The organism is Nostoc sp. (assembly GCF_036919615.1).
In the GTDB taxonomy this organism is placed as follows: Bacteria; Cyanobacteriota; Cyanobacteriia; order Cyanobacteriales; family Nostocaceae; genus Nostoc.
Genome location: NZ_JBALCN010000025.1, coordinates 56,718 through 71,071, shown reverse-complemented (window position 1 = coordinate 71,071; position 14,354 = coordinate 56,718). Strand labels below are relative to the sequence as shown.

The 14,354-nt window shown below is 39.7% G+C and carries 13 protein-coding genes and 4 pseudogenes; 11 read left to right on the top strand and 6 right to left on the bottom strand.

The window, feature by feature from the left end; all coding sequences use genetic code 11:
• Positions 1-63 precede the first annotated feature (63 nt).
• Both V7K48_RS09045 and V7K48_RS09040 read right to left on the bottom strand, forming a co-directional pair.
• A complete protein-coding gene (locus tag V7K48_RS09045) occupies positions 64-555 on the bottom strand; it encodes a hypothetical protein (RefSeq protein ID WP_335071594.1) in 492 nt (163 codons plus the stop codon).
• A 283-nt stretch (positions 556-838) separates the two neighbouring features.
• Positions 839-967, bottom strand: coding sequence for a hypothetical protein (locus V7K48_RS09040; protein WP_335071592.1), 129 nt, complete (start codon positions 965-967; stop codon positions 839-841).
• Between the two features lie 202 nt (positions 968-1,169).
• Between V7K48_RS09040 and V7K48_RS09035 the strand changes: the two genes are divergently transcribed.
• On the top strand, positions 1,170-1,781 hold the full coding sequence (locus V7K48_RS09035; protein ID WP_335071602.1) for a hypothetical protein: 612 nt from the start codon (positions 1,170-1,172) through the stop codon (positions 1,779-1,781).
• 133 nt (positions 1,782-1,914) lie between these two features.
• Here the strand turns inward: V7K48_RS09035 and V7K48_RS09030 are convergent.
• Positions 1,915-2,283, bottom strand: a pseudogene (locus tag V7K48_RS09030) (Dethiobiotin synthetase).
• Between the two features lie 209 nt (positions 2,284-2,492).
• Between V7K48_RS09030 and V7K48_RS09025 the strand changes: the two are divergent.
• The 7 genes and pseudogenes from V7K48_RS09025 to V7K48_RS34950 form a co-directional block, all read left to right on the top strand.
• A complete protein-coding gene (locus V7K48_RS09025; protein WP_335071590.1) occupies positions 2,493-2,729 on the top strand; it encodes a hypothetical protein in 237 nt (78 codons plus the stop codon).
• Between the two features lie 60 nt (positions 2,730-2,789).
• Positions 2,790-2,954 (top strand): hypothetical protein, encoded by a 165-nt coding sequence (locus tag V7K48_RS09020; protein WP_335071588.1) that lies wholly within the window; start codon positions 2,790-2,792, stop codon positions 2,952-2,954.
• Positions 2,955-3,369: 415 nt separating this feature from the next.
• Positions 3,370-3,615 (top strand): photosystem I iron-sulfur center protein PsaC, encoded by a 246-nt coding sequence (gene psaC, locus V7K48_RS09015; RefSeq protein WP_015175986.1) that lies wholly within the window; start codon positions 3,370-3,372, stop codon positions 3,613-3,615.
• A gap of 453 nt (positions 3,616-4,068) precedes the next feature.
• A complete protein-coding gene (gene glmS / locus V7K48_RS09010; protein WP_335071586.1) occupies positions 4,069-5,949 on the top strand; it encodes a glutamine--fructose-6-phosphate transaminase (isomerizing) in 1,881 nt (626 codons plus the stop codon).
• Positions 5,950-6,449: 500 nt separating this feature from the next.
• Positions 6,450-6,740 (top strand): annotated as a pseudogene (locus V7K48_RS09005) (GmrSD restriction endonuclease domain-containing protein); the annotation flags it as partial.
• On the top strand, positions 6,737-7,129 hold the full coding sequence (locus tag V7K48_RS09000) for an HNH endonuclease family protein (protein ID WP_335071600.1): 393 nt from the start codon (positions 6,737-6,739) through the stop codon (positions 7,127-7,129). The pseudogene V7K48_RS09005 and the gene V7K48_RS09000, both read left to right, overlap by 4 nt.
• Before the next feature lie 202 nt (positions 7,130-7,331).
• Positions 7,332-7,600 (top strand): annotated as a pseudogene (locus V7K48_RS34950) (type I-MYXAN CRISPR-associated protein Cas6/Cmx6); the annotation flags it as partial.
• Between the two features lie 67 nt (positions 7,601-7,667).
• On the opposite strand, the gene V7K48_RS08990 reads toward V7K48_RS34950, so the two are convergent.
• Positions 7,668-7,799 carry a hypothetical protein gene (locus V7K48_RS08990; protein ID WP_335071582.1) on the bottom strand — a complete coding sequence of 44 codons (132 nt, stop codon included), beginning with the start codon at positions 7,797-7,799 and terminating at the stop codon, positions 7,668-7,670.
• Between V7K48_RS08990 and V7K48_RS34945 the strand changes: the two are divergent.
• The 3 genes and pseudogenes from V7K48_RS34945 to V7K48_RS08980 form a co-directional block, all read left to right on the top strand.
• A pseudogene (locus V7K48_RS34945) lies at positions 7,785-7,945 on the top strand (IS701 family transposase); the annotation flags it as partial. The gene V7K48_RS08990 and the pseudogene V7K48_RS34945 sit on opposite strands and share 15 nt — an antisense overlap.
• Positions 7,946-8,031: 86 nt before the next feature.
• Positions 8,032-8,841 carry an AAA-like domain-containing protein gene (locus V7K48_RS08985; RefSeq protein ID WP_335071580.1) on the top strand — a complete coding sequence of 270 codons (810 nt, stop codon included), beginning with the start codon at positions 8,032-8,034 and terminating at the stop codon, positions 8,839-8,841.
• Positions 8,842-8,991: 150 nt separating this feature from the next.
• Entirely contained in the window at positions 8,992-10,956 is a 1,965-nt protein-coding gene (locus V7K48_RS08980) for a CHASE2 domain-containing protein (RefSeq protein ID WP_335071578.1), read from the top strand.
• On the opposite strand, the gene V7K48_RS08975 is transcribed toward V7K48_RS08980, so the two are convergent.
• Complete coding sequence (locus tag V7K48_RS08975) at positions 10,948-11,640, bottom strand: DUF928 domain-containing protein (protein WP_335071576.1); 693 nt, start codon at positions 11,638-11,640, stop codon at positions 10,948-10,950. The genes V7K48_RS08980 and V7K48_RS08975 overlap by 9 nt on opposite strands.
• A 135-nt stretch (positions 11,641-11,775) precedes the next feature.
• The gene (locus V7K48_RS08970; RefSeq protein ID WP_335071574.1) at positions 11,776-14,307 is read right to left on the bottom strand and encodes a CHAT domain-containing protein; all 2,532 of its coding nucleotides are present in this window, start codon (positions 14,305-14,307) and stop codon (positions 11,776-11,778) included.
• Positions 14,308-14,354 lie beyond the last annotated feature (47 nt).

Below are 14,354 nucleotides of genomic sequence, written 5' to 3'. Positions count from 1 at the left end.
CCAACTTACATTTGAGCAGGTAATTTCTGTCTCTTCTTATAACTTTATCCTGGAAGCTCTATTCTATGCAGCTTCACATTGAATTGGTATAAAACTAACTGACCATTCTTGCTCTAAACCACTGCTAATAGCACAAAACACGATTGAACGCCCAGGTGTTTGTATCACTTCTGCAAAACAAAGATGTTTTGGATGGCAAAAAAGTCTAGCGACAGTAAGGGTAGATTCTGAGAGTTCTAAGTCACTAATTTTAGTAAAACCAAAGGACTCTAAAGCATTCGTGTAGTAGTTGAAAGTCTTAGTATCTATTTGAGATAGAGCTTCTAACTGTGTGGGTACAAAGTTTAATTTACTAGAAATATTTGAGGAAAATAATATCTTAACAATTACCTCAAAGAAGAGAATAAATGGGAATATATTAATAAGTATATAACAGATACTTACTGGAACAAAATTTAGACTTAATAAATACTGGAGTATTATCTTAGCGACGAAGGCGTTCCAAAGAAACCAAAAGCTAAAAGCATAGATATATGTAGTTGTTTTGGTTTTCATATCTGGATATATTTAGGTATTTAAATGCAACTTGCTGGTAGATAGTCCGATAAATTTACTATCACCCTATGTATGGTTCCCAAAAAATGAATACCTCAAACATTAAAAAACAAGATTTACTACAGATCCTTCTCCCAAAGCTATGGTAGTGTACACAAATGCTAAAAACCTAGCTTGATGAGGCTTTCCTCGTTCCCATGCAAAACATTTTTTACCGCGAAATAATCTGCGATCGCTTGTAAATCACGAGAAGCAGGGAGTAAGATAATATACTGATTCATTTCTAAGCCTCTTTTGCTTGCTTCAACTGTGTTAAAAGCTGATTCACAAAAGTTTCACTATCAATTCCTTCTCCCTTTTCAAGTGATGCTATCCCTTCATCAACACTGTTAAATCTACCTGTTGCTAGCAAAACTTAAATTAGTTGTTCTTGCTCTGGAATAAACGTAATGCTGATAAGATTCTATTCTTGGCTTTTTCTATGATAGAGCCTTGATAAGTAAGATCCCTGATGTTTTAAGTTGGGTTGACACTTGAAATAATCTTGCTGAAAAACGGGAAGACTATGGTTACTCCCTAATAGGGAAATTTCCATGAAAGTCCTGAACAGCAAAATGCTCAAAAAATCTCTGCTTAACTGTTTAATTTTGCCTTTTTCTCTAGCACCCTGGCTGTGCATGGGAACGCTTTTTGATTCCAAAGTTAATGCTTTACCAGGGCAAAGTACAGAGGAAGTAGGCACCTGGATTAAAGCACATCCGACACTCCGCCCCAGGAGTGGAGAGCAATTGTTTGTCCAAAAGACTGATACAGCTGCCCAACGGTTCACTTTTCAAGCGTCGGTATTGCCTCCCGGTAGGGTAGAATTTTCTAAAGACCGTAGCAGAATCCGCAGTGAGCGCATTGCCATGTATGATGCCATTAACGGCATGACATTTACGCGTCTCCAGGAATCCTTACGGGTGATTTATGGCTTGGAGATTTATCAAGATTACGATCGCGCCCAAGTAGTGTACCAATATCCCAACCAGAGCGTAATTAACTCGGCGCGTCTTGCCCAAACTCCAATTCGAGAAGCTTTAAAGGGAGAATTACGAGTAGGCGATCGCTATGTATATTGGGTGGAAATTGCCCAACCTAAGACTGGCAAAGCTTTTACCGGTCAAATGACAATTTTGCTCAAAACTGACCTAGACAAGTTAGAAAGGGAACTGCAAATTCGTTAATGGGCATTGAGTACAAGAGGCAGGGCGCTGTTCTTGCAAGGGGGAGAATTAAAATATACCTCTTTCCCCCTGTTCCCTGCCCCCTGCCTCTTCTCCCCCTGCTGCCTCATCTAAAGATTATTGAATTGGTGTTCTACAACTTCCCCAACTCGATAGGAGCTAGGGTTTGCCATATACCTGAAAAGATACTTTTAGATACTAAGGAAATTCGGAGCAAATCTTCCTTCAGTAGTGGCGGCTAATCAACTCCGGCTTTACGCCCTGCGGCAAATAGCTGTTGCGCCTTAATGCTTAACTGATAAAGGGTTAAAGCCAGTTCTCGGTCTAGGCTCTTTGCATCTTTAAGGGCTTCAAACACCACTTTCAATGTCAACAAAATCAAGGTAATCTGACCAGGTACCGGGGGTTTCCCCTGTTTCATCCGCGTTAACAGTGCATCTGGGTTTTCCTCGGTTGTGATTGTCTGATCTATGAGGATTTTCCGAGCTGTTTCGTAATTCATGTAGTCAGTTTAGCGTACATTTTGCTTCAGCAGGAATACCTAATTAAAAAGTCATCAAACTGGCTTCTGGTTATTTATAGCAATCTCATTTGATTTGTGAAAAAATAGGCGTGGGGAAAATGATCGGGAATTTGCGATGCTCTAGGTTAACCAGATAGACTAAATATAATATCTTTGAAAAATATACCCCGCTTGGAATCAAAAGCAAAATGACATCACCGAATTTACAAGAAATTGAGCGCTCTGTCCGTGCCTTGTCTGTGGAAGAACAACTTTGGCTGCTAGAAAGTATTGCTCGGCAAATCCGAGAAAGGGAGTACACAAAAGATAAATTGGCTGATGCCAAAAATTTGGAAGAACAACTGGAAGTGATAGTTAGTGAGCCAAGGATTTCAACAGAAATTGCTGCTATAAATGATGAGTTTGCAATTTCTGAAATCCTTTGACATCTAAAAGTAAAAATTATGAGTTTGCCAGATTGAAAAAGTCAAATATACAAGTTATCGGTGAGCGATCGCTTAGAATTGCTGAGTGCGATCGCCCGTTCACAGCAACATGATCATCAAAAGCAGTCTCTAAATTGCTCATCTGTGGTGTTTGGCAGTAATAGCGATCGCATTCATCAGATTATTACCACTATAGTTAATTTGGGAATTTTGATGGAAAATTAACATTACATTATAAATTGGCTCTATTTGACGATATACAGCATATTGCAGGTAAATGAAGTAGAACGAGTAGGGGCACAACATGTTGTGCCCCTACAATGATCTGTACCTCACCTTGGCGTAGCCTAAGAAGAGAAGTTGCAATCTGCTGTATATAGGATTATAGATTAATTTTTATTTCATTTCTTTTACAATTCAACCTTATTATGGTACTGAGGTGGGGTAAATACGCTCCGATGATGTTGTTAATTAATCAGGCAATAGGGACGATCTCGCAAAAACAACTTATCAAGGGTGCTCATTACATTGTTTGAAGTTATGTAGCCTTTTGATTACAGCCTATCAACCACTGCGGTAAACTATGCGTTGATTATGATTCTTTCGCAGAGAAGAACACTCGGAAGGAGCGGTTATTTCAATGTCTCATAGCGTAAAAATCTACGATACCTGCATTGGCTGTACCCAATGCGTCCGTGCTTGCCCTACTGATGTACTCGAGATGGTTCCTTGGGATGGCTGCAAAGCTGCTCAAATAGCCTCTTCGCCCCGTACAGAAGACTGCGTGGGCTGTAAGCGCTGCGAAACCGCTTGTCCCACCGACTTTTTGAGCATCCGGGTTTACCTGGGCGCTGAAACAACTCGCAGTATGGGTCTGGCTTACTAAAAAGCTCAGTGCTGAGTCACCGAACTTCTGATCGCGATGCGGGTCTACTGTCCAACCGTTTTTTCCAGAACGGTTGCCTTATCTCCTTTGGACATAAGGGAGAGGCGCAAGCCTTTGCGTCTCTCGGCAGTGATGCAGACCATCAAAGAAAGCCTCCGCACCCTGCGGGATCTTGCTACAGAGTTCTCGCTGAGTTCTGAGTTTTGAGGCAAAAGAAGTAAATCAAAAAAATAATTTCTTGATTCTTCACTCAGCCCGGGCTACGCCCCGCTACGCTAACGGAACTCAGAACTCAGTGCTCAAGAATTTTAAAGTTTTTTAATAGAAAGCACCTTTAGCAATACCTAGTGGTAGAGGGAGTAATTTACTCCCTTTTTTCTTTGCAAAATGTCAAGTTTGTGCTACCAACTAGACATACTGGATTTAATCATCCTAAAAAAAGCGGTGTGAACAATGTGCGGAATCGTTGGATATATAGGCACTCAAGCGGCAACAGAGATTTTACTGGCTGGGCTGGAAAAACTAGAGTACAGGGGCTACGATTCTGCTGGAATCGCCACTATTTGGGAAGGTGAGGTTAATTGTGTACGGGCAAAGGGCAAACTGCATAACCTGCGTTCTAAACTCGAACAAATAGAAACCCCTGCCCAAATTGGTATTGGTCACACTCGCTGGGCAACTCATGGTAAACCAGAAGAGTACAACGCCCATCCCCACATGGATACGGCAAAGCGAGTGGCGGTGGTGCAAAATGGGATTATCGAAAATTACCGCGAGTTGCGCGAGGAACTCAAAGGAAAAGGACACCAGTTTCGTTCTGAAACCGATACAGAAGTAATTCCCCATCTTATAGCCGAATTTTTAAAGAATCTTCCCCCCTCATCTCCCTCATCTCGCTTCTTAGAGGCAATTCGCCAAGCCGTTAACCACCTAAAAGGGGCATTTGCGATCGCAGTTATTTCTGCTGACTACCCCGATGAATTGATTGTTGTCCGCCAACAAGCACCTTTGGTAATTGGTTTTGGGCAAGGGGAGTTCTTTTGTGCATCTGACACGCCAGCGATCGTTGCCTACACCCGTGCAGTGCTACCTCTGGAAAATGGCGAAATTGCCCGCCTTATACCTTTGGGCGTTGAGATTTACAATTTTGCTGGCGACAGGTTAAAAAAACAACCCCGACTGCTCAACTTCAATCCGGCAACGGTAGAAAAGCAGGGATTCAAACACTTCATGCTCAAAGAAATTCATGAGCAACCAGGGGTAGTAAGAGCTAGTTTAGACGCTTACTTTAATCCAGCCGAATCTATCGAATCGCCAATCAATCTTGGTTTACCTGCGGATTTATACAAGGATTTAGAACAAATTCAGATCGTCGCCTGTGGTACTAGTTGGCACGCAGCATTAATCGGAAAATATTTAATCGAACAATTAGCAGGAATTTCAACTCAGGTGCATTACGCTTCTGAGTATCGCTATGCACCATCACCCGTGACGGCTAACACGTTGATCATTGGCGTTACCCAATCAGGTGAAACCGCTGATACCCTAGCAGCTTTGGCGATGGAAAAAGAACGTCGCCAGGGGAAAGAACCCAAATATCAAGTGCGACTACTGGGTATTACCAATCGCCCCGAAAGCAGCCTTGGTCATATGGTGCCGCATATTATTAGTACTCTAGCGGGAATTGAAATTGGGGTAGCGGCGACAAAAACTTTTACCGCCCAACTGATGGCATTTTATGCTTTGGCATTGGATTTAGCAGCTCGTCGTCAGACAGTTTCAAAAGACACATTAGAGAAAATTATTAATGGATTGCGGCAGATTCCCAAAGAAATTGAAGCAACTTTGGAAAGTCAGGAACGTTTAACTGAACAGCTAGCCCACGAATTCGCCGAAACCCAAGATTTCATTTTTGTGGGAAGGGGAATTAACTTCCCCATTGCTTTGGAAGGGGCGTTGAAATTAAAAGAAATCAGCTACATTCACGCCGAAGGGTATCCGGCTGGAGAGATGAAACATGGCCCGATCGCTCTGTTAGATGCGAAAGTACCAGTAGTTGCGATCGCAATACCTGGTAGTGTGTATGAAAAAGTTATTTCCAATGCTCAGGAAGCAAAAGCCAGAGATTCTCGCTTAATTGGCGTGACTCCAGTTAAAGATGGCGAAGCTGGAGAAATCTTTAACGATCTGCTTCCTGTCTCTCATGTAGAAGAATTACTTTCTCCGATTCTGACAGTGGTTCCCCTGCAATTATTGGCTTATCATATTGCCGCCCTTCGCGGTTTGGATGTCGATCAGCCTCGTAACCTTGCTAAAAGTGTCACTGTAGAATAATTTATACTATTGAATCAGTAACTATACTGTTATTTACATGAGATTATTGTTGGATAGTTAAATTTTAACACATCCAGCAATTTTTTTTGAGGTCATGTCTGGGACAAGGGGCTATATGTTTATACAATCTTAAAATGATTGATGTTGGTTTTTTAGTTAGGCTTAAACCTTGAATAAATCGATTTTTATACTAAAGCGATGCTAAAAACAAATTTATGGTTATTAGAGGAGTAATACTTAGTGGTAAATGGCCAGAAAAAACAGAACATAAAAAACGGCAATAGGGCGACTTTAGATTTTGAGCAACCCATTTGGGCATCTGCCGATAAGCTACAGAGTCATATGGACGCAGCAGAGTTTATAAAAATTTACAATAGTAGGTAATTTATGAATCAACAAACAATTAAATCCTTAGATTTAACTATTGACAAATTATTGATGATTTCTACAGTATACCACCTTATCAAAGAGAGTATGTTTGGTAATAAAAGCAAGTAGAACAACTTTTGTATGATGTACATAAAGAATTTCCTCCCCTTAAATTTCGTCATAAATCAGATGATTATTTTATTAGTAGCATTGTCGTTTGCCCTAGTTCTGATGACACTAACAATCTTTATGAAGTAATTGATGGACAACAACGAATTACTACTGCTCACATTTTCTCTTATGTTGTTAAAAACTATCTTATAAAGTTAGAAAATCATGCTGCTATTGATAGCATAAAAACTCGGATATACGGAATAGATACTGATTCTAACGGGTTTGATGTAGTGAAGAAAATTGGATAAATTTAAATACATTCATTCAGAATAAAATAGAAATAGAACACATTTTACCTCAAAAACCTGAGCAAGCTATTGTTGATAGTTTTGATAAGCCAAATGAAATAACAAAATATATATCTAGGCTAGGTAATCTGACTTTATTAGAAAAGACCATAAACGCCTCCACTGGTAGGGGCACTTTTTCCGAAAAAAAGGCTGCTTATCCGCAGTCTGTTTTCTTGTTAACTAGGTCAATAACAGAGAAGCCTGTACTTGGAACTAATACAGCTATTAATCGAGCAGTTCAAGACCTTAAGGAATTTACAATTTGGAATTCTCAAGCTATTGAAGAGCGTCAGAAAATGCTCACTTATTTGGCAAAACAGGTTTGGGATATGGATCAAGCAGTTTAAGAAGTCACTTTAGAGTTAGCTACATTGGAATCTGCTTTTGAATACATTGTGGCTTCTAAATAAAGAATAGTTATTGTGATCGCTCATTTTAAATCCAAGTTCACGACATGGATATATTGGGTATTTACACTATTGCAGGTATTCCCAGCAAAGATGTCAGATTCATCAGACTGATAATTCCAGGCTTCAGATTCGCCTACCTGTGGACAAAATAAGTCTAATCTATCCGTTAGCAGCTAAGTCCCTGAAAATTGGCAGGCATACAATTCGCTTGGAGATTCTTGAAATTTCTTTGCTTGAGCCTGCTGAGAGACTGCGATCGCGTATAGTGATTATCCAGGGTTATCAAGAACCGAGTCATTTTTAGCAGCAGCACAGCGTCAGTTAGAACAACTGGGTATCCAGGGAAAAGCCTTTATTACCAAAAATACTGATGTTAGCCCAAAACGTAGAAGTATCAAAATCAAGCGCTTTACGGTTGTGGGTTTTGGGTTAGAAATCATTAATCTTAGCAATGAAGATTCGCTAACATTTCCCGTTAAGTCTCTTTTGCAAGTTGCCAACTTTCTCTACGAGACGCTACGCGAACACAGAGGTCATGTAATTTTAACCAACCTCGCCACAGTACCTGAATACCAATTGGTGTTTTATCTTTATTCAAAGAAATCATATTGCTTGTGCTATTTTAGTCTAGTTTAGACTCAAAGATTTAGCGCCATATACTGGTCAAAAATCTATCAAATCAAGCATGGATTGTTATCAAATTATTTAGTCCAGCAACTAAAACGTCCTGCTGTTGCCATGTTTATCGCGTAGTTTTTTGGCGCGCGGCGCGGTGTAACCGCGCCATTGCTTATGACAGTTGCGTAAGTCCTGTAGATAGTGAAGTCACTACTAAACCTATGACTGATTATAAATACCAAGTCGGTGGCAGTTTGACAGTTAATGCACCTAGTTATGTGCAAAGACAAGCAGATACCCTGCTTTATGAGGCTCTCAAGCAGGGAGAGTGTTGCTATATACTGAACTCTCGACAAATGGGTAAATCCTCTCTGCTTGCAAGTACAAAACATTGCTTGGAACAAGAAGGATTTAAATGCAGTAGCATTGATATGTCGATTATTGGTACTTCACATATCACCCCACTCCAGTGGTATAAGAGTGTAGTTGGTGATTTATGGTTAGGTTTTAATTTATTAAATAAAATCAACTTAAAAAGTTGGTGGCGTGAACAAGAAGATATATCTTTACTGGAAAGATTAAGGTGGTTTATTGAGGAATTATTACAGCTTCATTTTTCTGACAAACGATTATTTATCTTTGTTGATGAAATTGATAGTATTCTGAGTTTAGATTTCTCAGTTGATGATTTTTTTGCACTGATTCGGTTTTGCTATAATCAACGAGCAATCAATCCTGAATATAAACGTATTACCTTTGCTATTTTTGGAGTGGCAACTCCATTAGATTTGATTCAAGATAAAAGACGTACACCATTTAATATTGGTAAATCAATAGAACTTCAGGGTTTTAAGCTACAAGAAACCCTCGCTTTAATAAAAGGATTGGAAGGAAAAGTAGTAAATCCAAAACTTATTTTAAAAGAGATATTAGTTTGGACTGGTGGACAACCATTTCTTACTCAAAAGCTATGTCAAATTGTGGTAAATGAACAATTGAAAAATAGAGATAAATTACTAATAAATAATTGAGAATTATTTATTAGTAATTTAGTTAGGTCACATATTATAAATAATTGGGAGTTTCAAGATGAACCGGAACATTTAAGAACTATAAGCTCACGTCTTCTAGAGAATGAGCAAACGGCAGGAAGATTGTTGGGAGTCTATCAGCAAATTTTAATGGATGAAGAAGTCACAATTGATGATATTAGAGAAAAAAATGAGTTAATTTTATCGGGTTTAATTATCAGATATCAAGGTAAAAATCAAGTAAAAAATAAAATTTATCAAGCTATATTTAATTTAGATTGGGTTGCTAAAAACCTAGAAAATTTACGTCCATATTTTCAAAACTTCAAAAATTGGGTTGCTAGTAATCAGCAAGATAACACTCAATTATTAAGAGGCATGAAATTAAAAGAAGCAGTAGCTTGGTCAGAAAACAAAAAACTTTCTAATATAGATTATCGGTTTATTGCTACTAGTCAGCAGTTGGATAAACAAGAAATTGAAATAAGTTTAAACGCCGAAAAAATTGAATTAGAAAAAGCACATTTTACTCTGGCAGCTGCGAAGGAAGCGAATCGGATTTTGAACCAAGCCCGAAAAGCTGCTAAATTAAATGCTGTATTACACTTTGGTAAACCGTGTATTGTCGGCTTTGCAATTGGTATTACTAGTTTTATTCTCCTGCTACGCTTCATTGGTTTATTGCAGGGAATGGAATGGAATATGTTTGATAGCTTTTTGCAACAACGACCCCAAGCAGGAATTGATTCTCGTATTGTTGTAATTACAATTGATGAACCAGATTTGCAAAAAATAGGACAATACCCCATACCTGATAATATTTTGGTTAAAGCGCTCAACAAATTGAAAACTTATCAACCTAAATTAATTGGGTTGGATTTATATCGAGATTTGCCAGTAGAACCAGGGTATCAAGAATTAGTAGAATTGTTCAAAGCTACTCCCAATCTTATTGGTGTTGATAAAGTTGTAGGTACTAAGGTTGCACCACCAAGAGTATTAGCCCAATTAAGTCAGGTGGGTTTTAGTGACCAAGTATTGGATGGAGATGGTAAGGTACGTCGTGCCTTATTGACAGTGCGTTCATCGCAGACGTTGGTGCAGCCAGACACTCTCTACGAGACGCGCAAGGGAGGCAGACTCGCTACCCTTCGGGTTCGGCAGTTCGCAACCGACGGAAAGCGGAGCCACTACGTTGGGCGGGTTTCCCGACTTGAAGCAAGTGGCGTCCAGGACTGCGACTGCCTCACCACTGCGCGATCGCCAAAAAATCAATTACGGCAAAGTTTGGGTTTACAATTAGCATTACAATACTTAAAAACTGTTGGCATCACTCCCCATCCTCATCCTGAAAATCGCCATCATATCCAGCTTGGCAGAGCCTTAATAACACCCTTGCAACCTTTTGACGGAGGCTATGTCCGAGCTGATACTGGAGGTTATCAAATTTTGCTTAGTTATCACGGCACAGAACAAAATTTTCAAAGCTTCTCCATCACAGATTTGTTGCAAGAACGGATACCAAAAGAAAAAATCCAAAATCGTGTTGTCTTAATTGGTGCAACAGCTGAAAGTATTAATGACTTGTTTCAAACACCTTATAACAATCGGCTATTTGGGTCATCAAAACAAATGGCAGGAGTATTTGTTCATGCTAATATTACCAGCCAAATATTAACCGCAGCGCTGCAAGGAAGAGGAATGCTGCAAACTTGGTCTGAGATATGGGAGATATTATGGATTTTGCTTTGGTCTGGGATAGGAACATTAATTGCTTGGCGATTAAAATCACCTAGACAATTGATGTTTGTCGTTACTAGCACTGGACTAGGATTAATCGTGTTTAGTTATCTGGCATTTTTACAAGGTTGGTGGATTCCGATTATTCCCCCATTATTGGGATTAATACTTGCTCCGATTATTTTACCTATGTTTGCAACTAAGCAGCTTGAGAAAATCCAACTCCAGCAAACTCTCAAGTTACTACTTGCGGTTGCAAAAGAGCAACCTGCTGCTGGAAAAATCGCGATTGAATATTTCAAACAAGCAGAAGGCAAAGAAAATCAGCATTTGATTGACAAGATACTACAACAAAATAATTACGAATTATTTTAATTGGGTATTCTTAAGTTCAGCTTTTCTAGCTTTCTCTATGGCCATAAGCATTTCATACCAATATCCTCTCTGTGCGTACCAGTTTGCTTGACCGATGGTAGTCAACTGGCTCAACTCCCTATCTACTTTGGTCGTTTTTGCAACTCGTTGTACCCAACCTTTAAATATAGGATTGTCTGGTTGCACAGTTTTTCCACAGACAACTACCAATGACCATTCGTAATTTTTACCTACAGTTAGCGGCGTTTTTTCTTTAGGTTGAGTGAAACTAACAATCCCTCCACTAATAGTAATAGGTAAAAAAGTTCTTTCATAATAGTTACCCGTTTCATCTCTAAAGGTCAGTACAACCTTCTGTGCTGAAGTTTTGGGTAAGGAAATGAATACGGAAGGATGGTCTTGGAAGGTTAACCCAAAGTTACGCTTTGGCATCAAAGGTCTAATGGGCTGTTCATTCTCAGAACACCTCAGTCCATCACGAGAACCTGCACCAGCAGTGTCACTTTTTGGTTCTGGCTCCCCCGGTGGTTCAAAATTCTCTTGAAAAACGAATTGCTCTGGTAGGTTGACTTTTGATGTGACTGATTCTGATTGTCCCAAACAAGGTAAGGCAAACACTAACAGTTGTAGAGATAAGCTAAGAGTGAAGAATTTAAATTGATATGAGGCATTATTTACTATCATTTTCTGAAAATTCTTAATAAAGAATTTATTTATTAGTTGTCGAAGCAGAAGGCAGAAGGCAGAAGTAGTTATTATTTCTTCCTCATCTCCCCCTGCCTCCCCTGCGCCTTTGCTTTCATCTCCCTCATCCGTGAGTTAACGCCAATTTCCTACCAATACAAATGGAGACCAATAGTATGGATGTTTGTACTGAGGAGAATTTAATAGAGATAGCTGCGCTTGACGCAGTGCTTCGGCTTTGCTGACGACCTTTTGGGTAAGCAAACGATAAAATTCTGCTATCAAGTCAGCAGTTGATTTGTCTTGTACTGACCAGAGGGTTGCTAGAGTACTCCTAGCACCAGAACGGACGGCAATTCCTGCCAATCCTAAAGCAGCGCGGTTGTCACCTTTAGCAGTTTGACAAGCGCTGAGAACTAGCAGTTCAATTGGTTGGCGTAGAGCATTTTTGCTCAGTTTTGAAGATGCACCTTTTAACCATCTATCTAAATCTTTAACATTAATCCGGTCTTCCCAAGTTAAAAGAAATGTGTCTTCGGCTTTGGAACTAAATTCTCCGTGAGTGGCAAGATGAACTACAGAAAAGGGAACTTCTTCTATTTGTTTTTGGACGTTGGCGCGAGTAAATTTTTCATTTAGTAGTATCTTTGCATGGACATAGTTTGTAATTTGTTTAATTTCTTGCTTGACACCAGGTAACTCAGCAAAGCCTTGCCGTGCTTCTGCTAAACCGGCAGTTAAGGCTTGAAATTTTTGGTTAGGAAGATGTCGAGACTCTAATAGTTGTAAACCAGGGGTCAATGCTATGCTGTACTTTTGGATGATAAACTGCTGGCGATCGTGCAAAACTGCCATTGGTACACTGCGTAAAAAACCATCCAAGACAAACACTAAGGTTTTAATCTTCTGAAGTTCTATCTCTTTTTCGGCAGGACGCAATAACCAATCATATAATTTTTGGGCAGAAGGTAGTACCTCGTCAGGCAAGAAAGCAGGGTTTAAAGACTGGCGCAGTTCATCAAAAACCTCTGATTCCTCTTTTGAGGAAAGGTTTGTTCCATAATGTTGCAAAGGTTGTCCAGGAAGAGAAACAACTACCTCCAAGCGACGTTCTAGCAAAATTGGGTAAATGACTGCGGCTTTTAAATCAATTTTATCGATGGGTTGCGGTTTATAAGTTAAGCAGGCTTGGTGGAAGAAGTTTTCTAATTCTGCTAATTGCAGTGCTTCAATTGTTTTGCGAGATTTCTCTAAGTGTTGTTGCTTGATGATTTGCGGTAGGCTGTCTACATCTCGTAAAAGTAATTGTACTAACTGCCGATACACTGGTTCAACGCGATCGCGGAAATTAAATTGCACGTCAGGATTCAATTGTACTAAGTCTTGACGCAGAGATGTTAAAGAATCAACAACTTGTTCATAAGCAGTAATTGCTGACTCAATATTCCCCCTAGCTTTCTGAATTCGTCCTTGCTGCCACAACCAATTGACGGCAATATCATCTGCTTCTACTCCTTGTGCTAAAGTTAGTGCTGTTTGGGTGAGATTCAAGGCTTCTGAGAATTGCTGAGTTTGTTCGTAGAGATGTCCTAACTCTCCCAAAGCATAACTTTGCGCTCTTGCATCTGTTAATTCGCTGGCCTGTTTGACTGCTGTTGCCAAAAGTTGAGCAATGTCTTTTGTTTTTGATAATGACAGTTTCATCCAACTTGCTGCTAAATTAACTTGCGCGTAAATTCCCCAACGGCTGGGAGTCAGGTTAGCAAGACGTTCTTGAATTTGGGGTAATAATACTAGTGCATCTGGATTTTGATCGGTTTTTATTGAAAGGCTGAGTTGGTTAAGGAGTGCTTCTAGTTGAGTACGCTTGCCACCACTACTACTTGCTTGTTGATAAAATTCTAAGGCGGCTTTAAAATCTTCCCTAGCTCTAGCGGTATTCCCCAATCTTAAGAAGGTTTCCCCAATATCTGCGGTAGAATTTACTTGCTTTGCGATCGCTAAACTTTGCGATAATACTTGTTGCGATCGCTCTAAATCTCCCACTACTTGCAGAGTTACCCCCAAACTCCGCAATCCCCTAGCTTTTAGGAGATTATCAGGTAAAACAGCAAGGTCTTGATTGATTTGTTCTAGTTGTTTTTGGGCGCGACGATACTCTCCCAACGTTTGCAATGCTTGGGCTTGGTTAATCTGCGATAGCACAATCCCTGTAACATCCTTGAGGGAACGATAGATTTTCTCTGCTTGCTGCCAAGTTTCTAAGGCTAATTCTGGTTGTCCAGTGTTAAATTGTAAACTTCCTTGGGTGTTGAGGACTTGGGCGTAAACGAAGGAATCATCCACTGTTTTTAGGATATTCTCTGCTTGGATGATTAGCGATCGCGCTGCTTCCCACTTGCCCAAGTCTTGATAAGCGATCGCTAAATAGTTGTAACTTAATACTTCATAGTGCTGCTGTTTGCTTTGCTGAAATATCTGGGCTGCTTGTTCCCAAATTTGTGCAGCTTCTACCAACTTTCCGGCATCATAAAGTTGTTTTCCTTGTTCGAGTAGGGTGACTGGGGATTGAGTTGGGGAAAGAGAATACTCAGCAGTGGCTGGTAAAACAGTTGTGATTAAGAAAAAGATTAGTAGGGCTAAAATTAGGTGACGATGAATAAGCATAAATGGTCATAATAATTTACGATTTATAACTGTTTGTTCGGAATTTT